The organism is Pseudomonas beijingensis, from assembly GCF_030687295.1.
GTDB classification, from domain to species: Bacteria; Pseudomonadota; Gammaproteobacteria; order Pseudomonadales; family Pseudomonadaceae; genus Aquipseudomonas; species Aquipseudomonas beijingensis.
Map to the genome: position 1 here is coordinate 5292311 of NZ_CP117425.1, position 25081 is coordinate 5317391.

22 protein-coding genes, 1 tRNA gene and 1 pseudogene are annotated in these 25081 nt (G+C 62.7%); 10 read left to right on the top strand and 14 right to left on the bottom strand.

All coding sequences use genetic code 11. The features are described 5' to 3' along the window. Positions 1-213: 213 nt before the first annotated feature. Positions 214-441 carry a hypothetical protein gene (locus PSH84_RS23620; RefSeq protein WP_305481888.1) on the bottom strand — a complete coding sequence of 76 codons (228 nt, stop codon included), beginning with the start codon at positions 439-441 and terminating at the stop codon, positions 214-216. Positions 442-676: 235 nt separating this feature from the next. Between PSH84_RS23620 and PSH84_RS23625 the strand changes: the two genes are divergently transcribed. The 3 genes from PSH84_RS23625 to PSH84_RS23635 all read left to right on the top strand — a co-directional run bounded on the left by PSH84_RS23625 (position 677) and on the right by PSH84_RS23635 (position 1465). Further along, positions 677-752: transfer RNA gene (locus PSH84_RS23625), tRNA-Asn, on the top strand. Positions 753-998: 246 nt separating this feature from the next. Then, positions 999-1193: a hypothetical protein gene (locus PSH84_RS23630; RefSeq protein WP_003203896.1), complete on the top strand. Its 195-nt coding sequence runs from the start codon at positions 999-1001 to the stop codon at positions 1191-1193. 89 nt (positions 1194-1282) lie between these two features. Then, the gene (locus PSH84_RS23635; protein WP_003203898.1) at positions 1283-1465 is read left to right on the top strand and encodes a hypothetical protein; all 183 of its coding nucleotides are present in this window, start codon (positions 1283-1285) and stop codon (positions 1463-1465) included. Here the strand turns inward: PSH84_RS23635 and PSH84_RS23640 are convergent. Further along, positions 1462-2490: an AI-2E family transporter gene (locus tag PSH84_RS23640; protein ID WP_305481889.1), complete on the bottom strand. Its 1029-nt coding sequence runs from the start codon at positions 2488-2490 to the stop codon at positions 1462-1464. The genes PSH84_RS23635 and PSH84_RS23640 overlap by 4 nt on opposite strands. A gap of 181 nt (positions 2491-2671) precedes the next feature. Here PSH84_RS23640 and trhP point away from each other — a divergent pair. Further along, positions 2672-3998, top strand: a pseudogene (gene trhP, locus PSH84_RS23645) (prephenate-dependent tRNA uridine(34) hydroxylase TrhP). A gap of 278 nt (positions 3999-4276) precedes the next feature. Here trhP and ctpM read toward each other — a convergent pair. The 6 genes from ctpM to PSH84_RS23675 all read right to left on the bottom strand — a co-directional run bounded on the left by ctpM (position 4277) and on the right by PSH84_RS23675 (position 10357). Next, entirely contained in the window at positions 4277-5956 is a 1680-nt protein-coding gene (ctpM, locus tag PSH84_RS29150; RefSeq protein ID WP_122569526.1) for a methyl-accepting chemotaxis protein CtpM, read from the bottom strand. Between the two features lie 227 nt (positions 5957-6183). Further along, on the bottom strand, positions 6184-7500 hold the full coding sequence (locus PSH84_RS23655; protein ID WP_163006918.1) for a Na+/H+ antiporter family protein: 1317 nt from the start codon (positions 7498-7500) through the stop codon (positions 6184-6186). 259 nt (positions 7501-7759) lie between these two features. After that, positions 7760-9073: a sensor histidine kinase gene (locus PSH84_RS23660; protein WP_122569524.1), complete on the bottom strand. Its 1314-nt coding sequence runs from the start codon at positions 9071-9073 to the stop codon at positions 7760-7762. Continuing rightward, complete coding sequence (locus tag PSH84_RS23665; protein ID WP_053123507.1) at positions 9070-9738, bottom strand: response regulator transcription factor; 669 nt, start codon at positions 9736-9738, stop codon at positions 9070-9072. The genes PSH84_RS23660 and PSH84_RS23665 overlap by 4 nt, the downstream gene beginning before the upstream one ends. Beyond that, on the bottom strand, positions 9738-10049 hold the full coding sequence (locus PSH84_RS23670; RefSeq protein ID WP_122569523.1) for a PepSY domain-containing protein: 312 nt from the start codon (positions 10047-10049) through the stop codon (positions 9738-9740). Before PSH84_RS23670 ends, PSH84_RS23665 begins: the two co-directional genes overlap by 1 nt. Continuing rightward, the gene (locus PSH84_RS23675; RefSeq protein ID WP_205929687.1) at positions 10049-10357 is read right to left on the bottom strand and encodes a PepSY domain-containing protein; all 309 of its coding nucleotides are present in this window, start codon (positions 10355-10357) and stop codon (positions 10049-10051) included. Before PSH84_RS23675 ends, PSH84_RS23670 begins: the two co-directional genes overlap by 1 nt. A gap of 228 nt (positions 10358-10585) precedes the next feature. On the opposite strand from PSH84_RS23675, the gene PSH84_RS23680 reads away from it, so the two are divergent. From PSH84_RS23680 to codA, 5 genes are all read left to right on the top strand, one after another. Beyond that, positions 10586-11665 (top strand): patatin-like phospholipase family protein, encoded by a 1080-nt coding sequence (locus PSH84_RS23680; RefSeq protein WP_122569522.1) that lies wholly within the window; start codon positions 10586-10588, stop codon positions 11663-11665. 83 nt (positions 11666-11748) lie between these two features. Continuing rightward, a complete protein-coding gene (queD, locus tag PSH84_RS23685; protein ID WP_003203918.1) occupies positions 11749-12105 on the top strand; it encodes a 6-carboxytetrahydropterin synthase QueD in 357 nt (118 codons plus the stop codon). Positions 12106-12310: 205 nt separating this feature from the next. Then, a complete protein-coding gene (locus PSH84_RS23690; protein ID WP_305481890.1) occupies positions 12311-13126 on the top strand; it encodes an alpha/beta fold hydrolase in 816 nt (271 codons plus the stop codon). Between the two features lie 274 nt (positions 13127-13400). Beyond that, positions 13401-14672, top strand: coding sequence for a cytosine permease (codB, locus tag PSH84_RS23695; protein WP_122569520.1), 1272 nt, complete (start codon positions 13401-13403; stop codon positions 14670-14672). Positions 14673-14684: 12 nt separating this feature from the next. Next, entirely contained in the window at positions 14685-15932 is a 1248-nt protein-coding gene (gene codA / locus PSH84_RS23700) for a cytosine deaminase (RefSeq protein ID WP_122569519.1), read from the top strand. A gap of 205 nt (positions 15933-16137) precedes the next feature. On the opposite strand, the gene PSH84_RS23705 is transcribed toward codA, so the two are convergent. After that, a complete protein-coding gene (locus PSH84_RS23705; protein ID WP_305481891.1) occupies positions 16138-17130 on the bottom strand; it encodes a diaminopimelate epimerase in 993 nt (330 codons plus the stop codon). 170 nt (positions 17131-17300) lie between these two features. Between PSH84_RS23705 and PSH84_RS23710 the strand changes: the two genes are divergently transcribed. After that, a complete protein-coding gene (locus tag PSH84_RS23710) occupies positions 17301-18452 on the top strand; it encodes an MFS transporter (protein WP_305481892.1) in 1152 nt (383 codons plus the stop codon). Between the two features lie 131 nt (positions 18453-18583). Here the strand turns inward: PSH84_RS23710 and PSH84_RS23715 are convergent, their stop codons facing one another. The 5 genes from PSH84_RS23715 to PSH84_RS23735 all read right to left on the bottom strand — a co-directional run bounded on the left by PSH84_RS23715 (position 18584) and on the right by PSH84_RS23735 (position 25021). Further along, positions 18584-21022: a TonB-dependent siderophore receptor gene (locus PSH84_RS23715; RefSeq protein ID WP_305481893.1), complete on the bottom strand. Its 2439-nt coding sequence runs from the start codon at positions 21020-21022 to the stop codon at positions 18584-18586. A 97-nt stretch (positions 21023-21119) separates the two neighbouring features. Next, positions 21120-22103: a FecR family protein gene (locus PSH84_RS23720; protein ID WP_122569515.1), complete on the bottom strand. Its 984-nt coding sequence runs from the start codon at positions 22101-22103 to the stop codon at positions 21120-21122. A gap of 37 nt (positions 22104-22140) precedes the next feature. Then, on the bottom strand, positions 22141-22641 hold the full coding sequence (locus PSH84_RS23725; RefSeq protein WP_060741413.1) for a sigma-70 family RNA polymerase sigma factor: 501 nt from the start codon (positions 22639-22641) through the stop codon (positions 22141-22143). Between the two features lie 227 nt (positions 22642-22868). Beyond that, positions 22869-23309 (bottom strand): carboxymuconolactone decarboxylase family protein, encoded by a 441-nt coding sequence (locus PSH84_RS23730; protein WP_053123536.1) that lies wholly within the window; start codon positions 23307-23309, stop codon positions 22869-22871. 269 nt (positions 23310-23578) lie between these two features. After that, entirely contained in the window at positions 23579-25021 is a 1443-nt protein-coding gene (locus PSH84_RS23735) for a mechanosensitive ion channel family protein (protein ID WP_305481895.1), read from the bottom strand. Between the last annotated feature and the right edge of the window lie 60 nt (positions 25022-25081).

Below are 25081 nucleotides of genomic sequence, written 5' to 3' on the forward strand. Positions count from 1 at the left end.
CCCGTTTTTTTTGAGTGTGCCTATCAGGGCCGGTAGCCCCCCCAACCTGTGGCGAGGGGATTTATCCCCGCTGGGGCGCGAAGCGGCCCTAAACCAGACCACCCGGTATGTCAGGCCGAGTGAGTTGACTGTCTTGGGTCTGCTTCGCAGCCCAGCGGGGATAAATCCCCTCGCCACAAAGGCGTCTGGCCTGACACTCCTATTCAAATCAGGCTAAAGCTCCGTCGCCCGCTGACTCGCCGCATCGTCATAGATGACATACAACGACTCGGCCACTTGGCTCTTGATCGCCTTGGTGCTTTCCAGCCCCAGGACAAACCCCTCGGCCTTGCCGCCGGCGCGGTTCAGCTCCTCGGCGGTGCTGGCCTGGATGATGGCGTCGTACAGCTTCTCGGCGTGAGGCCCCACACCCTTGGGTAAACTGATCTGGGCGGTGCTCACAGGCACACCTCGGCGCAACGAGCTGTGTGAAGCGGTAACAGGTGGTTCATGGCACGTACCTCAATGTCGGCGAATGGCCGGCAGTGCGTCCTGCCACTTCCGGGCAACCATGGTAGCCCTCTCCTGTCCTTGCGGTAACTGCCAATCGTTGATTGACCGTCAATGGGCATCAGGAATACGCCGTCCGGCAATAGACGCTTGACTTCTCTTTTCCAATCAGTAACATACGCGCCATTCCGCGATAGCTCAGTTGGTAGAGCAAGTGACTGTTAATCACTGGGTCCCTGGTTCGAGTCCAGGTCGTGGAGCCAGACAGCAATACAAAAAAGCCCCTGAATCGAAAGATCCAGGGGCTTTTTTTGTGGAAAAAAACAGGTGAATGGCCATATAAGCCTGGCCGATGTCGCTGCCGGAACAATAATCCGGCGCCAAAAAGGCAATATGGTCCGGATCCTGCTTTCTTTTTCCGACCACCAAGCTGTCACATGAGCGTCATGACAGGGCCGCAAACTGGCACTGTCCGCCAACAACAGCTTCATAACAACAAGGACGAAGCTATGCCTACACAAAACCCCCATCGCATTGTCGGCCTGTGCACTTCCAGCAAGGTGTACAACGTACTGACCGAACTCAAGCAGCTGGAAGGCCACCGCAGCGCCAAGTTCCTTTCCCTGCTGGCGGAAAACCTGGTGCGCAAGGGCCTGCTCAACGAGCAGGAAGTGGTGCACATGCTCGATCTGGTCGTCGATTGAGCGGCATCGATTCCTACTATTGAGCCAGTTGATTTTCCGTCCTTCCCCCTGAGCCGTAAGGTAACCCCATCGATTGATGGAGGTTTCCCATGCCCAAGGTTCAAATCATGTCTGTCATTGGCAGCGCCGTCCCCGCCCCACTCCGGGAGCTCGGACTGCTGGCCTGCTGGTACCTGGTGCAGGACGGCGTGACCATCAGCGGCCCGCTGACTTCACTGCCCGCCGCCCAAGCACTGTCGCAACGTATCGGCCCCTACCTATTGAGTGCCTAGGGCAACTGCACACGCGGCGTGCTTTCGACGAACAAGGCCCAACAGGACATGAACAGCGCGGCGATCAGCGGCCCGATCACGAAGCCGTTCAGCCCGAACACCGCCAGTCCGCCCAGCGTCGAGACCAGCACCATGTAGTCGGGCATCTTGGTGTCCTTGCCCACCAGGATCGGCCGCAGGAAATTGTCCACCAGGCCGATCACGAACACCCCGAACAGCGTCAGCACCACGCCCTGCCAGATCGCCCCCGAGAGCAGGAAATACACCGCCACCGGCGCCCAGACGAGGCCCGCCCCCACCGCTGGCAACAACGACAGGAACGCCATCAGCACCGCCCAGGGCAGCACCGTCGGAATCCCCAGGATCCAGAAGATCAGCCCACCCAGCGCCCCTTGGCTGATGGCAACCAGCAGGTTGCCTTTCACCGTGGCCCGCACCACTCGATTGAACTTCAACTGCAGGCGGCGTTTTTGGTGTTCCCCCAAGGGAATCGCCGTGCGCACTTTGCGCACCAGTTCCGCACCGTCGCGCAGAAAGAAGAACAGCAGATAGATCATCACGAAGAAGCTGACCAGGAACTGGAACGTGCCCTGGCCAAAACTGAAGGCCTGGGTGGCGAAGAACTCGCTGCCCTGCATCGCGCTCTTGACGATCTTGTCGCGCAAGCCGTTCAGGTTGCCCAGGCCGAAGCGGTCCAGCAGATGCTGGAAGTACGGCGGCAAGGCATCCTTGAAGCGGGCCAGGTAATCGGCAATGTCCAGCTCACCGCTTTCCAGGCTCTTGTACAGCGCCGCGCCTTCCTGGACCAGCAACGTACTGATGATGATCACCGGCAAGATCGCGCTGACCACACAGATACTCAACGTGAACAACGAGGTGACATTGCGGTGCCAGCCGAACTTCAACTGCAGGCGGCGCTGCATCGGCGCAAAGACGATGCCCAGGATCACCGCCCAGAACACCGCACCGTAAAATGGCAGCAGAATCCAGATGAAGGCGACCGTGACCAGCACCAGGAGCAACATCTGGGCTTTTGTTTTGCAGCATCTTTCGATTCATCAGCTTTCCATGTCCAAAGGCGGGATACACATTAGTCCGCCAGGACTCGCCGGAGTGCCTTCACGTTTGTGCTGTGCATTGATTCAGGTCAATAAGGCCTGGCCGGCCCTGGCGTACCCTCGGCACTTTTTGCGACCTGACCCCACCATGACCCTCGCCGCCCCCGAACTGCTGGCGCCCGCCGGCACCCTGAAAAACATGCGCTATGCCTTCGCCTACGGTGCCGATGCGGTATACGCCGGCCAACCGCGCTACAGCCTGCGGGTGCGCAACAACGAATTCGACCACGGGAATCTGGCCTTGGGCATTGCCGAGGCCCAGGCCATGGGCAAGCGTTTCTACGTGGTGGTGAACATTGCCCCGCACAACGCCAAGCTGCGGACCTTCCTCAAAGACCTAGAACCGGTGATCGCCATGGCGCCGGATGCGCTGATCATGTCCGACCCGGGGGTTGATCATGCTGGTTCGCCGGCATTTTCCACAGATGCCGATTCACCTGTCGGTGCAGGCCAATACGGTGAACTGGGCGAGCGTCGAGTTCTGGCAGCAGCAGGGTTTGAGCCGGATCATCCTGTCCCGGGAACTGTCCCTGGAGGAAATCGCCGAGATCCGCGAGCAGGTGCCGGCCATGGAGCTGGAAGTGTTCGTCCACGGGGCGCTGTGCATGGCGTACTCCGGGCGCTGCTTGCTCTCGGGTTATATGAACAAGCGTGATGCCAACCAGGGCAGTTGCACCAATGCCTGCCGCTGGAAGTATTCGGCGCAACCGGCGGTGGAAAACGTCGTGGGCGACATTGTGCAGACCTATCAGCCGGAGCCGACGCTGGGCCTCGGCGCGCCCACCGACCAGGTGTTTCTGCTCCAGGAAGCCAACCGCCCGGAAGCGTCCATGCCGGCCTTCGAGGACGAGCACGGCACCTACATCATGAATGCCAAGGACCTGCGGGCCGTGCAACACGTCGAGCGCCTGGCGCGCATGGGTGTGCATTCGCTGAAGATCGAAGGCCGGACCAAGTCGCACTTTTATTGCGCACGCACCACCCAGGTGTATCGCCGGGCCATCGATGACGCGGTGGCCGGTCGGGCATTCGATCGCAGCCTGATGACCGACCTGGAGTCCCTGGCCCAGCGCGGCTACACCGAAGGTTTTCTAAGGCGCCATGTGCATGATGAATATCAGAACTACCAGACCGGCAGCTCGGTCTCGGAGCGCCAGCAGTTCGTCGGCGAACTGACCGGCGAACGGCGCGAACGCCTGGCCGAAGTGCGGGTGAAGAACCGCTTCGGCCTGGGCGATCACATGGAACTGATGACCCCCAAGGGCAACTTCCACTTCGACCTGCACCAGTTGCAGGACATCAAAGGCCAGGGCATCGACGTGGCACCGGGGGATGGGCATGTGGTGTACGTGCCGATCCCGGATGCGGTGGATTTGCGGTTTGGGTTGTTGATGCGGGATGTGCGCGAACCTTAGCTCTGACACTGATCCGATCATGCAGGCACCACCAAACAACTGTGGGAGCGAGCTTGCTCGCGATGGCGCCGGATCAGCTAATACTCATTTGACTGACACACCGCCATCGCGAGCAAGCTCGCTCCCACAGGGTTTGGTTGTGTTTGTGCCTGTTGAGCCCGACAGAAACTGCCGAAGGCTGCGATCCTCCGCTTCCGATAGGGCCTGGTAGCCCAGGCGAAAACATCTGGATCGAGAGCGAAAGATCGCAGCCTTCGGCAGCTCCTGCTGCGCCGGAATCAGATCCGGAACTGCCCCACCAGTTGACCCAGGCGCTGTCCCAGGTCGGCCAGGCTGCGGGAGGTCTGGGCGCCGAGTTGGGTTTCGTCGGCGACGCTGTCCACGGCCACGGCGATCTGATGCACGCTGCGGTTGATTTCCTCGGCCACCGCGGTCTGTTCTTCGGCGGCGCTGGCGATCTGGGCGTTCATCGAGTTGATGGTGCCGATCAACTGCGCCATGGTGTCGAGGGAGGCACCCGCCTCGTTGGCCCGTTCCGAGGTGCCATCACCGGCCTCGCTGGAACGGCGCATCGCTTCCACCGCCGCATGGGTGCCGGATTGCAGGCGGTCGATCATGCCCTGGATTTCCTGGGTGCTCTGCTGGGTCCGGCTGGCCAGGGCCCGCACTTCATCGGCCACCACCGCGAACCCACGCCCCGCCTCGCCGGCACGCGCGGCCTCGATGGCGGCGTTGAGGGCCAGCAGGTTGGTCTGCTCGGCGATCGAACGAATCACCCCGAGCACACTGACAATCGAAGCCACGTCCTGCTGCAGGCTGTCCAGGGACACGCCACTGCTGCGGATATCGTTCACCAGCGCATGAATCTGCTGGATGCTGCCGGCCACCACGCGCTTGGCCGACTGGCCTTCTTCGTCGGTCTGCTGGGCCGCGACGGCGGCGCCCTGTGCACTGCGGGCGACTTCCTGGGCGGCCGAGGACATTTCGTTAATCGCCGTGGCGACCTGATCGGTTTCGTGGCGCTGACGCTCCATGGCCTGCTCGGAGCGCTGGGCCTGCTCGGAAACTTGGGTCACCAGGCCGGTCAGTTGCGACGTCATGTCGGTGATCTGCCGCACCAGGCCGTGGATCTTGTCGACGAAGCGGTTGAACGAACCGGCCAGTTGGCCGAGCTCGTCCTGGCTGGTGATGGTCAGCCGACGGGTCAGGTCACCCTCACCCGCGGCGATGTCGTCGAGGTTGTCCTTCATCAGGTGCAGGGGACGCAGGATCGTGTTGGCGAGCACCAGGCCTACCACCGCGATCACCAGCAACACCACCGCAGCGATCCCGACGATGCTCAAGATCACGCCTTGCAGGCGATCGTGGACCTTGGCTTCCACCAGCGCCACTTGGGCTTCGATGCCGTCCAGGTTGACCGAGCTACCGACCGCCAGATCCCACTTGGGCAAGTAGTCGGTGTAGCCGAGCTTGGGCACCAAGTCCTTGCTGCCGGGCAACGGCGAACTGTATTCCAGGTAATGCGTCCCGTCCTTGGCGACTTTCACCAGGTCACGGTTGACGTAGACACCGTTCGGGTCGCGGTTGTCCTTGAAACTCTTGCCCACGCCATCGGGGCTGTTGGCCTTGAACAGACGAATGGTCTCGGAATCGTAGCCGAAGAAATAACCGTCCTTGCCATAGCTGATATTCGACAGCAGCTTGATCGCCTGGGCGCGCGCCTCGTTATCGCCAGGCGCGGCGGCATCGTAGAGCGGCTTGATGGCGGTAAGGCCCACCGCCACGTAGTTCTGCAGCGTGGCCTTGGCCTCGCTGAGCAGGCGCTCGCGGGTCTCCTGGACTTCTTTACTCGCTTGCTCCTTCAAGATGAAGGCCGTGGTCAGGCTGATGATCACGGCGGACAGCAATACCGGCAGTATCGCAAGGGACAGGACTTTAGCCTTCAAGCTCAGGCGCATGCTGTTCACTCTTGTTGGTTTTTATGGCGTGGTTAGCTGTATTAACGGCACCGCGCGGCAAAACTGTAGGACAAGGTGAACGGTCAGTTGGCAGAGTCGCTGAATTCAAGGGCCTCATCGCGAGCAAGCTCGCTCCCACAGGGCCCGGTGGCGTCCACAACACTTGTGTCCACACCGATCCCCTGTGGGAGCGAGCTTGCTCGCGATTGAGGCGACTCGGTCTCGAATTACAACACCATCGCCGCCACCCACCCAAACGCCAGCAGCGGCAGGTTGTAGTGGATGAAGGTCGGGACCACGGTGTCCCAGATGTGATGGTGCTGGCCGTCGATGTTCAGGCCGGAGGTCGGGCCCAGGGTCGAGTCCGAGGCGGGCGAGCCGGCGTCGCCCAGGGCGCCGGCGGTGCCGACGATGCAGACGATCGCCAGCGGGCTGAAACCCAGTTGCAGGCACAGCGGCACGAAAATCGTCGCCAGGATCGGCACCGTGGAAAACGACGAGCCGATGCCCATGGTCACCAACAGCCCCACCAGCAACATCAGGAGCGCGCCGATGCCCTTGTTGTGGCCTATCCAGGCCGCCGAGGTTTCCACCAGGCTCTGGACTTCACCGGTAGCCTTCATCACTTCGGCAAAACCTGAGGCGGCGATCATGATGAAGCCGATCATCGCCATCATCTTCATGCCTTCGGTGAACAGATCGTCGGTCTCGCGCCAGCGCACCACCCCCGACAGCGAGAAAATCAGGAAACCGGCCAGGGCACCGATGATCATTGAATCGAGTAACAACTGAACAGCGAACGCCGCCGCAATCGCCAGCCCGGCCACCAGCAGGCTCAGGGGGTTGTAGCGCACGGTCACTTGCTCGGCCCGGGCAATTTTTTTCAAGTCATAAACGCGTTTCTTGCGATAGGTAAAAAACGACAGCGCCAAGCCAAACACCATGCCCAACGCCGGGATGCCCATGGCATGCGTGATATTGATGCCACTGATGTCGACGCCGCTGCGAGCGACATTGGCCAGCAGGATTTCATTAAGGAAGATGTTGCCGAAACCCACCGGCAGGAACATGTAGGGGGTGATCAGGCCGAAGGTCATGACGCAGGCGATCAGACGACGGTCCAGTTGCAGCTTGGTCAGCACGTAGAGCAGCGGCGGCACCAGCAGCGGGATGAAGGCGATGTGGATCGGCAGGATGTTTTGGGAAGCGACCGCGACCGTCCCCAGCAGGCCGATCAGCACCCACTTGACGCCCGTACCGCCAGCGGCATCCTGGCGATCCACCAGGGCCAGGGCTTTGTCCGCCAGGGCGTGGGCCATGCCGGACTTGGCAATCGCCACGGCGAAGGCACCGAGCAAAGCATAGGACAACGCCACCGTCGCACCGCCCCCCAGGCCGGCATTGAACGCCTTGAGCGTCGCCTCGATCCCCAGGCCGCCCGTCAGGCCACCCACCAGCGCGCCGATAATCAGCGCGATCACCACATGCACGCGGGACAGGCTGAGCACCAGCATGACGCCAACCGCGGCAATTACTGCATTTATCATCGTTACCTCAGAGCACAGCGATGGAAAGCCACCGGACAAAAAGGTCGCGACTTTGCAGCAAGCGGCGGCAAGCTGCAAGGGCCGTGGAGCGGGTTTTCAAGTCCTGCCCCCCTGTATGGAGGGATTTGTGGGAGCAAAGCTTGCTCGCGATGACGTCGTCACCTACAACATCTGTGTTGGCCAAAAAAAATGCTATCGCGAGCAAGCTTTGCTCCCACAGGCTCGCCCACAGGGAGGCTGTGCCATGGAATGGCTGTCAGCGCTTGGGCAACTCGATCACGACCTTCAACCCACCCCACTCACTGTCGTCCAACGCCAGCAGGCCGCCCCAGGTGTCGACGATATCCCGCACGATGCCCAGGCCCAGGCCGTGTCCATCGGTCTGTTCATCCAGTCGCGTACCCCGACTGAACACCTGCTCGCGGCGGTCCGCGGGGATGCCCGGGCCGTCGTCCTCCACGGCCAGGCTGAAACCCTCGGCTGTCTCGGTCATGGTCAGGCGCACCTCGGCATCGGCCCATTTGCAGGCGTTGTCCAGCAGGTTGCCCAACAGCTCCAGCAAGTCTTCACGGTCCCAGGGCAGGTGCAGGCCTGGTGGCGCGACGTAGCTCAGGTGCAGGTGTTCGCCGTGGATCATGTTCAGCGTGGCCAGCAACCCTGGCAGTTCGGCGTCGCAGTCCAGGTGCGCACCGGGCAAGGCATCACCGGACAGGCGGGCGCGGTTGAGTTCACGGTTCAGGCGCTGGCGGACCTGCTCCAGTTGGTCGAGCAACAGTTTGCGCAGCTCGGGGTTCGGGTCGAGCTTCTCGTTCGACGCCAGGCTTTGCAGCACCGCCAGCGGGGTTTTCAAGGCATGGCCGAGGTTGCCCAAGGCATTGCGCGAGCGCTTGAGGCTGTCTTCGGTGTGGGCCAGCAGATGGTTGATCTGCGTCACCAGCGGTTCCAGCTCCCGTGGCACCTGTTCGTCGAGTTGCGAACGCTGTCCGCGCTGCAACTGAGCGATCTGCTCCCGGGCCCGGTCCAGCGGACGCAAGGCACGGCGCACGGTGATGCGTTGCAGCAACAGAATCAGCAACAGCCCCGCCAACCCGAGCCCGAGGCCGATCTGTTGCATCCGGCGGAAGCTGTCACGCACCGGTGTGTAGTCTTGGGCCACGCTGATGGAAATCGCCTGGCCCAGCCGCCGATAGTCGGTGCGCAGCACCAGCAGCTTCTGGCCCTCGGGCCCCAGTTGCAGGTTGCTGTGCAGGCCCGGGTGGTCGAGCCGGGGCAATTCCTGGTCCCACAGGGAGCGGGAGCGCCAGTGCACGTCGGCAAAATCGATGCGGAAATAATGCCCGGAAAACGGCCGCTGATAGGCCGGCGACAGGCGGCGCTCATCCAATTGCAAGCCCTGCGGGCCACGCACCAGGGCCACCAGCAGGTTCTCGCTGTCGTTACGCAGCCCGGCTTCCAGGTAACGCTGCAGGCCCAGCTCGAACAACCACAGACTGGTCTGCGCCAGGACCAGGCCGACCACCACCATCACACCGATCAGGCCCAGGCTCAGGCGCCGCTGGATGGATCTCACTGCGCCTGCCCGCCGAACAGGTAACCCTGGCCGCGACGGGTTTCGATCACGCTGCGTCCCAGCTTGCGCCGCAGGTGATTGACGTGGACTTCCAGCACGTTGGAATCGCGCTCGGTCTCACCGTCGTACAGGTGTTCGGCGAGATGGCTTTTGGAAAGGATCTGCTCGGGATGCAGCATGAAATAGCGCAACAGGCGGAACTCGGCAGCCGTGAGCTGGATGTCGGTGCCGTCGCGGACCACGCATTGGCGACTCTCATCCAAGTGCAACCCGGCGGCCTTGAGCGTCGGCTGGTTGACCTGGCCATGGGAGCGGCGCAGCAGCGCCTGGATCCGCAAGTGCAGCTCTTCAGGATGAAAGGGTTTGGTCAGGTAGTCGTCGGCCCCGGCCTTGAGGCCCTCGATGCGCTCGGCCCAGGACCCGCGGGCGGTGAGGATCAGCACCGGCGTGGCCAGGCCGCCGGCGCGCCATTGAGCCAGCACGTCGAGCCCCGGCACGCCCGGCAGACCGAGGTCGAGAATGATCAGGTCGTAGGGCTCGCTGCTGCCCTGGTACACCGCGTCGCGACCATCGGCCAGCCAATCGACGGCGTAGCCCTGGCGAGCAAGCCCGGCCATCAGTTCATCGGCCAGGGGCACGTGATCTTCCACCAGAAGCAGGCGCATCAGTCTTCCTTATCTTTGAGTAAGCGGCCGGTTTTGGCCTCCAGGTCCAGTTCGCGCACGACGCCGTCGGTGTCCAGCAGCTCGACCTCATAAATATAGACGCCGTGTTTCTCCTCCAACTCGGCTTCCAGCAGCTTGGCGCCGGGGTGGCGGTCCAGCGCCTGTTGCAGAAGCTGTTCGAGCGGCAGGATCACGCCCTGCTGACGCAGTTGCAAGGCCTCGTCCTGATCCAGGTCCCGGGCCACGGCCAGTGAACAAAACACCAGCAGCGCCAGCGCCCATCGGCTGCGGGCGCATAAATTAAGCTTCATTACAGATCCTGATGATTCTTGAGTACCTTGCCGTTGGTGGCGTCCAATTCCACGTCCCACTCAATGCCCTTCTTATCGTGCAAGCCCACCTGATAAATGTACTTGCCGTACTCTTCCTCCAACTCCGTCTCGGTCAAGGTGGCGCCAGGGTGTTTGGCCAGGGCAGCGGCATTGAGTCTTTCAAAGGACAGGATGGTACCAGCGTCTTGCAGTTTGCGGGCTTCGTCCGCGCTCAGGTCTCGTGCGTGAGCCAGGCTCGTACCGAGGGCCATGAGGGTCGCGATGAAAAAGGCAGTCAGGCGGTTCACGGGTTGTCTCCTTTTTATAATCTTTCACAGGGGGGACTGTATCGGGATGAACTTAACTGAAACTGAATCGCCATCATTGAACCCACATCAATGTGGGAGCGAGCTTGCTCGCGATAGCGCCAGCTCAGTCACATCAATATCAACTGACAGACCACCATCGCGAGCAAGCTCGCTCCCACAAGGTTTTGTGTCGCTATAATTGTCCGCTTGTTTGCATTCGAGACTGGTATGACCGCCATCCACATCAAGTTCCCCGCCCTCACCCTCAAGGCCGGCCCCCGTGCGTTCGGGCGCATTCGCCAGGCCGGCCTGAACGCCGCCGATGTTGGCATCCTACCCGGTGCCGCCGGTGGCCCCAAGGCCCTGGGCATCCAGGGGCTGGACCTGGCGCTGTTCGGTGAATGGCTGCCCGCCGCGCCCCGGGAGCGCTCGCTGATCGGGGCTTCGGTGGGGGCCTGGCGCTTCGCCAGCGCCTGCCTGCCGGATGCCGCCGAGGGGATCCGGCGCCTGGGCACCTTGTACAACGAACAAAGCTTCGCCAAAGGCGTGACCATGGCCGGCGTCAGCCAGAGCTCGCAACGCATGCTCGATGACTTGCTCGACGGCCGCGACACTTCGATCCTCGATAACCCGCGGTACCGGCTCAACATCATGGTCGTCAAGAGCCACGGCCTGCTCGCCCAGGATCATCGCGGCCGACTGGGGCTGGGGCTGTCGTCGGTGATCGCCGACAACCTGCGGGGTCGTGCGCGGCTGTCACGGCATTTCGAACGGTTGATCATCCACGACCCGCGCCTGGCCCCGCCCCTGCATCCGCTAAATGACTTTCCGTCGCGCTTCGTGCCCTTGGCGGCCGGCAACCTGCGCCAGGCTCTGCTGGCCTCGGGCTCGATCCCGATGGTCATGGAAGGCGTGCGCGACCTGCCGGGCGCCGGTGCCGGCACCTTCCGCGACGGCGGTCTGCTGGACTACCACCTCGACCTGCCGTACAGCGGCGAGGACATCGTGCTCTATCCGCACTTCACCGACCGGGTCATTCCCGGCTGGTTCGACAAGGGCCTGCCGTGGCGCCGGGGCAATGTCGACCGCCTGCAGGACGTGTTGCTACTGGCACCGTCGCGGGAATACCTGGCGCGCCTGCCCTACGGCAAACTGCCAGACCGTAACGACTTCAAGCGCTTCATGGGCGATGACCCGAGCCGCCGCAAATATTGGCGCACGGCGATGGACGAGAGCCGCCGGCTCGGTGACGAGTTCCTGGAGCTGACGGCCAACGGTGGCTTGGGCGAGCGTTTGCTGACCCTTTAGTCAGCACGGTCGCGCAACGCGGTTATCAAACTGATAAACTCCGCCGCCTGCCTCGCGACCGCTACCTTAAAGAGCCCGAACCTGTGGAAATTTTCAAAGAGTTTACCTTCGAATCCGCCCACCGCCTGCCCCACGTGCCGGACGGCCACAAGTGCGGCCGCCTTCACGGCCACTCGTTCAAGGTGGCGATCCACCTGAGCGGCGATATCGATCCGCACACCGGCTGGATTCGCGATTTCTCGGAGATCAAGGCGATCTTCAAGCCCCTCTACGAGCGCCTGGACCACAACTACCTCAACGACATTCCTGGCCTGGAAAACCCCACCAGCGAAGTGTTGGCCAAGTGGATCTGGAATGAGTTGAAGCCGTTGCTGCCAGAGCTCAGTGCCATTCGCATCCACGAGACTTGCACCAGCGGTTGCATTTACCACGGCGAGTAAAACCTTTGGGGCCCGCTTGTAGGGTCCCACCTGTGGGAGCAAAGCTTGCTCGCGATAAGGATTACACGGTCTCTTCGGAACCGAGGCGCCTGCATCGCGGGCAAGCCTTGCTCCCACAAAATCTAGCGCCGCCATTGGGTTTTCCTGTCCCGTCAGCATTGGCCTATGCTTGGTCCCCTGAGCCATTCTCAGGGGAGTATCGAGCATGACCCACTGGCCGCTGGATCAAACATACGACTTCAACGGACACCCCATCCGCTACGCCATCCACGGCGATGGCCCGCCGCTGGTGTTTGTCCACGGCACACCCTTCTCATCCTATGTGTGGCACCGGATCGCTCCGCTGTTCTTCACCACCCACCGGGTGCACTACTTCGACCTGCTGGGGTATGGCCAATCCGCGCAACCCGATGCCGACGTGTCCCTCGGCGTACAAAACCTGCTGCTCGCACAATTGCTGGCGCATTGGCGTCTGGATTGCCCGGACGTGGTGGCCCATGACTTCGGTGGCGCCACGGCCCTGCGCACGCACCTGCTCAACGGCAAGGACTACCGCAGCTTGACCCTGATTGACCCCGTGGCGCTGTCGCCCTGGGGTTCGCCCTTTGTGCAGCATGTCCGCCAGCATGAAGCGGCCTTCAGCGGCCTGCCCGACTACATTCAGCGGGCGATCGTGCCGACCTACATTCGCGGCGCGATCAAACGGGACATCCCCGACGCGGAACTGGCGCCCTACGTGCAGCCGTGGCTTGGCGAGCCGGGGCAGGCAGCGTTCTACCGGCAGATCGCGCAGATGGACGAGCGTTACACCCGCGAGGTCGAAGGCCTGTACCCGAACGTACGCTGCCCGACCCAGATACTGTGGGGCGAGGACGACCAATGGATCCCCATCGAGCGCGGCCAGGCCTTGCACCAGCTGATTCCAGGCGCGCAACTGCACCCTGTGCCGAACGCCGGACACCTGGTTCAGGAGGATGCGCCGGAGGCCGTCGTCGCGGCGGTGTTGCGCTTTTTGACCTGAAAAAACCGTATCCCCTGTGGGAGCGAGCTTGCTCGCGATAGCGTCAGTTCAGCCACATAAATGTCACTGACACACCGCCATCGCGAGCAAGCTCGCTCCCACAGGGGGCGGATCATGAACAGTGAGAACTGTGTTCCAACTTGAATCACCGCCGCACCGCTTTCGCCCCTTTCGCCCACCCCATCCCCAGGATTGTCTATAAATAATCTCGCGATCACCCGTTTGGCACGGCCGCTGCACGCTTGCGACATCCCTCACCCGCAAGGACCGCCACATGACTCAGAACGATCCGGGCAATGACTACCCCCTGAGCGAAGTCCCGCTGCACGCTCGCAAGGGCCTGGCCTCCACGGCCATGGTGCTGCTGGGTTTCACCTTCTTCACCGCGACGATGTTTGCCGGTGGCAAGCTGGGCGTGGCGTTCGGTTTTGCCGAGATGCTCACGGTCATCGTCATCGGCAACCTGCTACTGGGCCTCTATGCCGCCGGCCTGGGCTACATCGCCTTCAAGAGCGGGCTCAATTCGGTGTTGATGGGGCGTTTCTGTTTCGGCGAGGTGGGCAGCAAGCTCAGTGACTTGATCCTCGGGTTCACCCAGATCGGCTGGTACGCCTGGGGCACGGCGACCGCCGCGGTGGTGCTGGGCAAGTACTTCGAATTGGGCCAGGGCACGGTGCTGTGGCTGATGGTGTTGTTCGGCCTGGGGTTCTGCGCCACGGCCTATGTCGGTTATCGCGGGCTGGAAATCCTCTCGTACCTCGCCGTGCCGGCCATGATGTTGCTGCTGATGCTGTCGATGTGGGTGGCGACGGTGAAGGTCGGCGGCTTCGACGGCTTGCTGGCGGTGGTGCCCACGGGCAGCCTCGATTGGTCCACCGCCATCACGCTGGTGTTCGGCACCTTCGTCAGCGGCGCGACCCAGGCGACCAACTGGACGCGGTTCTCCCGCTCGGCGAAGGTCGCGGTGCTGGCGAGCCTGATTGGCTTCTTCCTGGGCAACGGCCTGATGGTGCTGATCGGCGCCTACGGGGCCATCGTCTATCAACAACCGGACGTGGTCGAAGTGTTGCTGCTGCAGGGCTTCGCCATGGCGGCGATGGCGATGCTGCTGCTCAACATCTGGAGTACCCAGGACAACACCATCTACAACTTCGCCGTGGCCGGTTGCAACCTGCTGCGCACCCGCCGACGCAAGACCGTGACCCTCTGCGGCGCGGTGATCGGCACGTTGCTGGCGCTGCTGGGCATGTACGACATGCTGGTGCCGTACCTGATCCTGCTGGGCACCGTGATCCCCCCCATTGGCGGGGTGATCATGGCCGATTTCTTCTTCCGCTGGCGCGGCCGCTATCCACGCCTGGCCGAAGCCCGGTTGCCGGCATTCAACTGGCCCGGGCTGCTGGCCTATGGGCTCGGCACGGTCGCCGCGTTCAATTCGCCGTGGGTCGCGCCACTGGTAGGAATCGCTGCCGGCGCGCTAACGTATGTGCTATTGATCGGCGTAATGGGTATTCGCACCGCTGACGCGCCCCTACAAGACCTCTAAAGGATTCGCCCGATGCACATCATCAACGCCCGCCTGCGCAACCGTGAAGGCTTGCATGAACTGCACCTGGAAAACGGCCTGATCGCCAACATCGCCCGTCAGACCGAAGCCCCCAGCCTCGGCCCGGAAGACCTCGATGCCGGCGGCAACCTGGTGGTCCCGCCCTTCGTCGAACCGCACATCCACCTGGACGCGACCCTCACCGCCGGCGAACCGCGCTGGAACATGAGCGGCACGCTGTTCGAAGGCATCGAGTGCTGGGGCGAGCGCAAGGCCACCATCACCCAGGAAGACACCAGCACCCGCGCCAAGAAAACCATCCAGGCCCTTGCCGCCCATGGCATCCAGCATGTGCGCACCCACGTCGACGTGACCGACCCCGAACTCACGGCCCTCAAGGCGATGCTGCAAGTGCGCGAGGAAAGTCGCCACCTGATCGACATGCAGATCGTCGCGTTTCCCCAGGAAGGCATCGAGTCCTACCGCAATGGCCGCGAGCTGATGGAAGAAGCGATCCGCATGGGCGCCGACGTGGTGGGCGGCATTCCTCACTTCGAGTACACCCGCGACCAGGGCGTCAGTTCGGTGAAATTCCTCATGGACCTGGCCGAACGCACCGGGTGTCTGGTGGATGTGCATTGCGACGAAACCGACGACCCGCATTCGCGCTTTCTCGAAGTGCTCGCCGAAGAAGCCCGCAGCCGCGACATGGGCGCCCGCGTCACCGCCAGCCACACCACGGCCATGGGCTCCTACGACAACGCCTACTGCGCCAAGCTGTTCCGCCTGCTCGGGCATTCGGGCATCAGCTTTGTCTCTTGCCCGACCGAAAGCATTCATCTGCAAGGCCGCTTCGACACCTTCCCCAAACGCCGCGGCGTCACCCGAGTCAATGAACTGCTCGAAGCCGGGATGAACGTGTGTTTCGGCCAGGACTCCATCGTCGACCCGTGGTACCCGCTGGGCAACGGCAACATCCTGCGGGTGCTGGAAGCCGGGCTGCATATCTGCCACATGCTCGGCTACCGCAACCTGCAAAGCGCCCTGGACCTGGTCACCGACAACAGCGCCAAGGCCATGAACCTGGGCGAGCGCTACGGGCTGGAGCCCGGCCGCCCGGCAAACCTGCTGATCCTGTCGGCGGACAGCGACTACGAAGTGATCCGCAGCCAGGGCTTGCCGCTGTACTCGATTCGCAACGGTGAAGTGCTGATGAAACGGCAGATGCCGGTGGTGGAGTTCGGACCGCAGCTGGGCTGATGTCCCCACCCACCTGTGGGAGCGAGCTTGCGATAGCGTTCTGTCTGTTGAAATGCATTTGACTGACCCGCCGCCATCGCGAGCAAGCTCGCTCCCACAGGGGATCTGTGTTGGACACAACATTTATGTCCACTGAAGACCCCTTGTGGGAGCGAGCTTGCTCGCGATAGCGGTATAAGCCGCACCGCAAAACGTCCAGAAATCCCTATGCCACAAGCCGCGCCGTACCAAACAACCTGACCCGCACCAACTCACCCGCCTCCTCTTCCAGCAAAATCGGCGCAGTGCCGCCGGGCATCACCACCCTCACCGCCCCCGCCTTCACCCAGCCCACCCGCCACGCAGCACTGGCCACCGCACTGGCGCTGGTGCCCGAGGACGCGGTGGGCCCCTCGCCCCGCTCGAACACCCGGGCAACGATCCGCCCTTCGGCCTCGCGCCAGGCCCATTGCAGATTCACCCCCGCCGGGCACGGAACGCCGGCCCCAGCGGGCACCGCATAAGCGATGCGGGTCAGGTTTTGCGACAACGCCGGGGCGCGCATTTGCGTGTTGCTCGGCAGCGCCTCGGCAGCCTCCGTCAGGGTCACGCAATGCGGATTGCCGATGTTCACGAACTGACTGTTGCCCCACGCCGGACTCAATGCGTGGAGTGCCGCCACCCGACTGACATCGCGCTGATTGAACACCACGCTCTCCACGCGTTGGGCAGCGACGGCTTGAGGCCCAAAAAGCGGGTTCCCCAAGTCCAGCCAGAAGCCCTGCACACCCTCGAATTCGGCGGCTCGCACCGATGTCTGCAGCGGCGACAAGCCCTGGTGTTTGTCGTGGTGCACCTGCAACAAGCAATCACCCTCGCTCGGCATCAAGCCTTGCTCTTTCAGCGCCTGGGAGAAAATCGTCAAGCCGTTGCCGCTGCGTTCGGCCAGGGTGCCATCGGTGTTGACGATCAAAACGTCAAAGGGCGGTTCATCCTGGAACGGGCCGACCAACAGGCCGTCGCTGCGATGGGCCTTGGCATCCGGCGGTGCTTCGCCCGGCGCCCAACCGCAGAAGGCATGCACGGCGGCCGTGGTCCAGGACTCGCGCCGCTGTGCCGCGAGGGCGGCTGACGGCGGCAGATCAATACCATGGTCACGCACCTGTCGCGGGGAGACGACGCCATAAATATTGCCGCGTGCATCATAAAACTGCGTCATGGACCAGACCCAAAATCAGCCAGCAAGGGCCGGTACTTTATGCTGGCACAGGCTGCGGGAGCAAAGCCTGCGCGTTGATCGGCACCTTGGGGTCGCGGTGCGGTCAGTGGATATGCAAGCATAGGCCCCCTGCCTGCACCACCGCACCGCACGAAAGCCAAGGACGTTTCATGACTGCCATCACGCCCCCGCCCACCTTTATTCCAGGACGCCTGGAACAGATGTCCACCCGCATCGCTTACCTCATCGCCGGCATCGGCATCGCCGCCTGGGCGCCGCTGGTGCCTTACGCCAAAGTGCGGGCGAACCTGGATGAAGGCACCCTCGGGTTGCTGCTGTTATGCCTGGGGGTCGGGTCGATCCTGGCGATGCCGATTTCCGGCGCACTGGCGGGGCGGTTCGGCTGCCGTCGGGTGCTCAGCGGCGGCACGATTCTGATCTGCCTGGCGTTGCCGTTGTTGGCGACAATGACCTCCCTGCCTTGGCTGGTGGCCGCGTTGTTCCTGTTTGGCGCCGGGCTCGGCACCGTGGACTCGACCGTGAACCTGCAAGCGGTGATCGTCGAGCGGGCCAGTGGCAAGACCATGATGTCGGGTTTCCACGGCATGTTCAGCCTCGGCGGGATCATTGGCGCGGCTGGCGTCAGCGCCTTGCTCGGCCTGGGGCTTTCGCCGCTGGGGGCGACGTTGGTGGTCAATGGCGTGCTGCTGGTGGCGCTGTTCAAGGCCGCGCCGCACCTGTTGCCCTACGGCAGTGAAAGCTCGGGACCGGCGTTTGCCATTCCCCATGGCGTGGTGTTGTTCATCGGCATCCTCTGCTTCATCGTGTTCCTGGCCGAAGGCGCGGTGCTGGACTGGAGCGCAGTGTTCCTGACCACCGAGCCGGGTGTGGATACCGCCTATGCCGGGTTGGGTTATGCCGCCTTCGCGCTGACCATGACCGTCGGCCGCCTGACCGGCGACTCGGTGGTGCATCGCCTTGGTGCCAAGCGCGTGATCATCTATGGCGGGTCAATCGCAGCCGCGGGGTTCCTGCTGGCGACCCTCGCACCGATGTGGCAAGCGGCGCTGCTGGGGTATGCGTTGGTCGGGGCCGGGTGTTCGAACATCGTGCCGGTGCTGTACACCGCCGTCGGCAAACAGACCCTGATGCCCGAAGCGATCGCCGTACCGGCCATCACCACCATCGGCTATGCCGGCATCCTCGCCGGCCCGGCGTTGATCGGGTTTGTCGCCCATGGCAGCAGTTTGAGTTTCGCCTTTGGGCTGATTGCACTGTCGCTGGTGGCAGTGGCGATCAGTGGGAAAGTGTTGAAGGTCTGAGTTCTCTACAGACCCTGTGGGAGCAAGGCTTGCCCGCGATGAAGATGACGCGGTCCTTTTGAGACCGAGGTGTCTGCATCGCGAGCAAGCTTTGCTCCCACAGCGTAAAGTTCACTCAACCCTTGACTCGATCAGAACCCCACACTCGCCTGCACAAAGAACGTACGCGGTGCGCCGACATAGATGCCCGAGTTGTTGTCGCTGGAACGGGTGTAGTACTGGTGATCGAACAGGTTTTTCACCCCGGCGCCGACTTTCAGGTTCGACAGCTGTGCACCGAAGTCATAACCAGCGCGCACGTTCCAGAGCACGTAGCCCGGCATGTCGCCGTACTGCCCATCGGCGGTGCCATCGGTGATGTAGTCACCGCTGAAACTGCCATCGGCGTTCACACTGTTGCCCGGTGCTCGCTGCTTGGACTGGGCGAAAGCGTCGAGGTTATAGGTCCAGCGGTTGACGTCGTAGCGCAGGCCCACGTTGGCCACCTGGCGGGAGTAGAACGGCAGGTCACGGCCCTTGAAGCTCGGGATCTGGCCTTCGTAAGTCGCGCGGGTGTAGGTGAAACCGGCGTTGGCGGTGAGGCCTTCGAGGCTTGGGTCGAGCGCGGCCATGTCGTAATGCACCGAAGCCTCCAGGCCCTGGTGCTTGGTCGCGCCCATGTTGGTCCAGCCCACGTCGTTGCTGATGTACTGCAGCTCATCGTCAAAGTCGATGTAGAACAGCGTCACTTCGCCGCCCCAGACGTCATCGTTGTAACGCGTGCAGATTTCGTAGGTCTTGGCCTTTTCCGGGCTCAGGCCGTTGGCGGTGTTGTTGCCGTCGCCGCCCTGGCCGAGCTGGAAGTATTGCAGGCTGCCGAACGAGGTCTCGTAATTGGCGAACAGCTTCCAGGCATCGGACAGGTGATACATCACACTCAGGGCCGGCAACGGTTCGTTGCTGTCAATGCTGCGGCGTTTTTCCTGCACGGGGCGGCCGGCGGTGTCGAGCACCGGGCGGTCATGCCATTCGGTGCTGATGCTTTCGAAGCGGATGCCCGGGGTGATAGTCCATTTGCCGACGTCGATCTTGTCATCGATGTACACCGCGTGGGCTTCGGTGCCGCCAGTACGGTCCTGGTAGACGTGGCCGTCGGCCCCCGGGCGCACAACCGGTTCGTTATTGCGCAACGCCAGGCGGCTGGCCTCTTCGTGCATGCCTTCCTTGAGGTAGCGATAACCGACGCTGGCTTCCTGGGTGGTGGACCCCAGGTCGAACACGTGGGACACCCGAGGCTCGATGCCGAAGGTGTAATAGGTGCGCGGGTAGGACACCAGGTTGCGCTGATCCCGCGAGGCGATGGTGCTGCCACGGTAGCTGTCGGAGTAATAGGTCAGCACTTCGGCCTGGGTGCGCTCGTTGATCTCGCGAATCCACTTGAACGACACATCCTTGCGCCGGCCGCTGAAGTTGTCCCAGTCGCGGTCGGATTGGTACGGGTTCGCGTCGTATTGCTTCTGGGTCAGGCCGCCGGGCATGTCGGCCTTGGCGTCGTAGTAGTGGAAATTCAGCGAGAAGTCGTCGACATCGGTCGGCGCCCAGTGGGTCTTGAGGATGACATCGTCGATGTCGTTGCCGTTGTTGCTCTGGCGATACCCGTTGCCGTTGACGCCGGAATACAACAGTGCCACGCCCAGGCCGTTGTCGGCGGTGCCGCCGAGGAAAGCCGTGTCGATGTGTTTCCAGCCGCCGCGTTGGGAGGTTTCCAGGGTGGTGCCGATTTCACCGGTGGCTTTTTCCGGAATGGCACGGGTCACGAAGTTGATCACCCCGCCGACGTTCTGCGGCCCATAGCGCACAGACCCGGCGCCGCGCACCACGTCGATGCTGTCCAGGTTACCCGAGGAAATCGGCGCCATGGACAGTTGCGGTTGGCCATAGGGCGCGAACGCTGCCGGTACGCCGTCGATCAATACCGTGGAGCGTGGCGACAAGCGCGAGGTCAGGCCACGCACGCCGACGTTCAGGGAAATGTCGCTGCCACCGGTGCCGTTGGCCTCTTGCACCTGCACACCCGGCACCCGCCGCAGCACGTCGCCGACGTTCATGGCGCCCTGCTCCACCATCGCTTCGCGGCGGATCACCGTACGCGCACCAGGGTGGTTCTGCACCACTTCGGCGTTGGCATCGCCGAGCCAGTCACCGACCACCTGGATTTCAGTGGCGCCCAGCTCCAACGGGCCGGCACCGGATGCCGAGGGTGCCGGCAACACGGTCGCCGAACCGTCATTGATCTGGTATTGCAGGCCGCTGCCTTGCAGCAATTGGCGCAAGGCCGCTTCCGGGGACAGGTTGCCATCCACCGCCGGCGCCTGCTTGCCCGCCACCAGCTCGGGGCTGAAGAACACTTGCAACGCGGTCTGCTGGCCGAGCTGGCTCAAGGCTTGCCCCAACGGCTGCGCCTGGATGTGGATGGCGGTGGCGGCCTGATCGGCGAACGCCTGGGGCACGGCGGCGCTGACCGCCAGGGTCAGGGCCAGGGGCAGCCAGCGTACGGAGGTACGGTTGTTGTTTTTGGCGGTTGTTTTCACGTCGAACCTTGTCCTGTTGATCGCAAGAATACGCGTCTGTTAATGCAAACCAGTTGCAGTTGGACAAGAAGACGAAGAACTCGGAAAAAACCTGAATTTATCGTGCGATTATTTCCTGGCTGCCGTCATCCAGACTGCGCACGGCCACCGGCAGGATGTTCGGCAGCGCCTTGAGCAATGCCTCGGGATCGTCGGCGCGGAACACGCTGGTCAGGCGCAGCTTACCCACCGCCGCACTGCCGACCCGCAGGGGCTGGAGGCGATAACGGGAGACTTCTTCAGCCACTTCACTCAAGGGCGCGTCATTGAACACCAGCTTGCCGTTGCGCCAGGCCGTGAGTGCATCGGCGTTGATCGCGTACGGTGCGGCGACGTTGCCCTGGGCATCGATCTGGGTGCCGAGGCCCGGCGTGAGGCTGACGAACGGTGCCTTGGGCGCGCCGCGTCCCCGGACCTTGACGCTGCCCTGCGCCACCGCCACCCGGGTCTTGTCGGCATCGCGGCGCACATCGAAGCGCGTCCCGGTGACCGTCACCTGGCCGTTGCCCGCATCGACGGTGAAAGGCCGGCCGGCATCATGCTCGACCGTGAACAACGCCTCGCCTTCGGCCAGTTCCACCCGACGTTGACGGTGTGCGAACTGAATCCGCACCCGGCTACGGCTGTTGAGGTCGATCACCGAACCGTCCGGCAAGGCAATATGCCGACGCTCGCCGAGCGCGGTGGCAAACTCACCGCTGTAATCGGTAGAAGAACTCAAGCCACTGAACAGACCCAGGCCGACCGCCACCGCCAGCAACCCGGCGGCGACGGCGTAGCGTAACAGCGGCCGGCGCTTGGGACGTTCGGCAGGTGGCTCGCACAGCGCTCGCAGGCGTTCCTTGGGCAGCAGGTCCGTGGCGCTCCAAATGCCCTGGAGCAATTGAATCTCGTCACGGTGATTGGGATGCTCGTCCAGCCAGGCTTCGAAACCCTGACGCTCCTCGACACTCATGGCAGGCGCTTGCAAACGCACGAACCATTGCGCCGCCGCGTCGCGAACCCTGTCCTGCCCGCACGGGCATTCACGGCTATCCATCATGGAAGGTCCTGTGGCTCAGGTGAAAGAGGGCGACGGATCATTGGCCTGGACCGTCCAGGCGATCGCGCAGATGCCGCAGGGTGCGGATCATATACTTTTCCACCATGTTTTTTGACAGGCCCAGGCGCTCGGCGATTTCTGCCTGGGTCAGGCCTTCGATCTTCTGCCAGACGAACACCGTGCGGCAGTTGGCCGGCAGCTCGGCAAGCGCCCGTTCGATGGAGTCCGCCAGTTGGATCGCATGCATGAAGTGCTCCGGGTCGCCCGAAAACGACTGACCAGGGTCGATGACAGCCTCTTCCATGGCCCCCCGTCGATCTTCGCGCCGATAGCCATCCACTGCAATGTTGCGCGCCGTCTGATGCAGATACGCCCGTGGCTGCTCGACCCCACTCGAATCGGACTCGAGCACCCGCACGAAGGTGTCATGGGCCAGGTCCTCGGCCTGCTGGCGATTACGCAGGCGACGGGTCCAGGTGCCGATCAACTCTTCGTAGTGCTCGAAAAAGCCGGGTCTGCGGGGCAGCTTGGGGGTCATCACGGCGCGCTGTGGGAACGGGGCGTGAATAGTAATGGTTACTATTAATGAGAAGCAAACCTATTACGGCGCCTGTCGTCCGAAGCTTAAAATGAGGATTAAATCTATGTGGGAGCAAAGCTTGCTCGCGATGGCGGTGTGTCAGTCAATGGTGCATGGACTGTTGGACCGCTATCGCGAGCAAGCTTTGCTCCCACAGGCTACCCACACAGGTATTTTTTCTCTGATTACGCCTCAGGCATCTTGCGAAAGCCCACCGCCAAGCGGTTCCAGCCATTGATGGCGTTGATCGCCACGGTCAGGTCGACCATTTCCTTGGGGCTGAAATGCTCGCTCAGCAAGGCATAGTCGGCGTCCGGTGCGTGAGTGTCGCTCAGGCGGGTCAGGGCTTCGGTCCAGGCCAGTGCGGCGCGCTCGCGGCCGGTGAAGAACGGCGCTTCGCGCCAGGCGGTCACGGCGTACAGGCGACGTTCGGTCTCGCCGTCCTTGCGGGCGTCGGCGGTGTGCATGTCGATGCAGAACGCGCAGCCGTTGATTTGCGAGGAGCGCAGCTTGACCAGTTCCAGCAGGGACTTCTCCAGGCCCAGGTTCGAGGCGGCGTTTTCCAGGGCCAGCATGGCTTTGAAAGCGTCGGGGGAAGCGGTGTAGAAATCGATACGCGGTTGCATGGTGAACTCCAGGACAATTGGGTGTAGCGCTACGTTAGCCGTGCAGTGGCGCGGTACAAATAGCCAATTGTTGGGAAGTTCGGGTGGCCAATGGCAGACCGATGCTATTCCTTTGGGAAGAACACGAATCTATCGTGGCGACGGGATTGTGGGAGCAAGGCTTGCCCGCGATGGGTGCGATGCAGTCCTTCAGAGATCGAGGCGCCTGTTTCGCGAGCAAGCTTTGCTCCCACACAGCGAGGGAGCGGTGCTTGTCGTTCAGATAGGCTTCAGGCCCGGCTGCGCAACCATTGCAGAAAGCGCTTCTTGGCGATTGGCTTGGGGACTTCGCGGGTCAGGTTCTGGGCCAGGTGCATGCGCACGTCCAGGAGGTTTTTCATCGCGTCGTTGATATCGCGACGGGCCTCCAGGCACGGCTTGAGGTAACTGTTTTCGATGCGGTACAGGGTACAGAAAGTCTTGGCGGAAAAATTCGCCAGGGCCGCCTGCTCGGCGACGATCCCGGCTTCGCCGATCACTTCTCCCGGCCCCATGCGCCCGCCCTCGAGTGGCTGGCCGTTGCGCATGAGGGTCACGCTGACCACCCCCGACTCGATGATGAACAGATGATCACTGACCTCCCCCGCTGCCAGGATCACGTCGCCGGCGCGGAAGGTTTGCAGGGTCATGTTCTGGCTGAAGGTGTCTTTCTCATCCTGGCGCAGGGTGGAGAAAATGTTCGAGCTTTCCAGTAAGACCCGAGGCCGCGACGCCACCTGGGGCGTGGCGCTTTCACTGGTGGACAGCAGGCTCACGCCCGATGCTTGCAAATGCCGGAACGCCAGGTCGAACAACTGATTGCGCACCGTGCGTTTCAGGGCCATGGAGGCAACGAACCCGCTGATTTCATACTCCGCCCCGCCGCTGCCGCTGCTTTTGAGGGCGACGCTGGGGGCCGGGATGGCGAGCAGGGAACGACAGCCGATCATGGCCCGCTCCAACGCGTCGATCACGGTTTGTGGCCGCGCGTGAGGGCTGACCTGGATGCTGATGGACAAGCCATGGACATCGCTGGGTCGGCTGAAGTTGATGACCTTGGCCTTGGCCGCCAACGAGTTGGGGATCACCGCCATGCTGCCCTGGGCGGTCTGCAAGCGCGTGGCCCGCCAATCGATGTCAGTGACCCGGCCTTCGGTGCCGTCGATGGAAATCCAGTCATCGAGCTGGTAGGGCTTGGTGGTGTTGAGCACGATCCCGGAGAACACGTCGCTGAGGGTGCTCTGCAAGGCCAGGCCGACGATGATCGCCATCGCACCGGACGTGGCCAGCACGCCCTTGACCGGCAAATCCAGCACATAGGCCAGGGCCGCGATGACGGCGATCAGGAAAATCACCGCGCCGAGCAAATCCTGCAACAAGCGTCCGGTGTGGCCGACCCGCTGCATCAACGCCACCACGATCAGCACCGTCAGGGTTCGCGCGGCGAACAGCCACCAGGTAATCTGCAAACCGGTAGCGGCCAGGTGCCGAGGCACGTCGTCGACCCACTGCGCCGGCACCATGGGGTTGAGGCCTTCATTGAACAGCAGCACGCTGAACAACGAAAAAATCACCAGCCTTGCGCCGACTTTCCAATAGATCCGATCCGCACTGACCAGGTGCCACATCAGTAGGTCGAAGACCAGCAGCGCCAGGGCACAGAGCAGCGGGTGCTCGGAGATCAGAAACAGCATCGGGACAGCTCCAGGAGGGCGATTGGCGAAGATTGGCACAGATTGACGACGCTGTAGAGA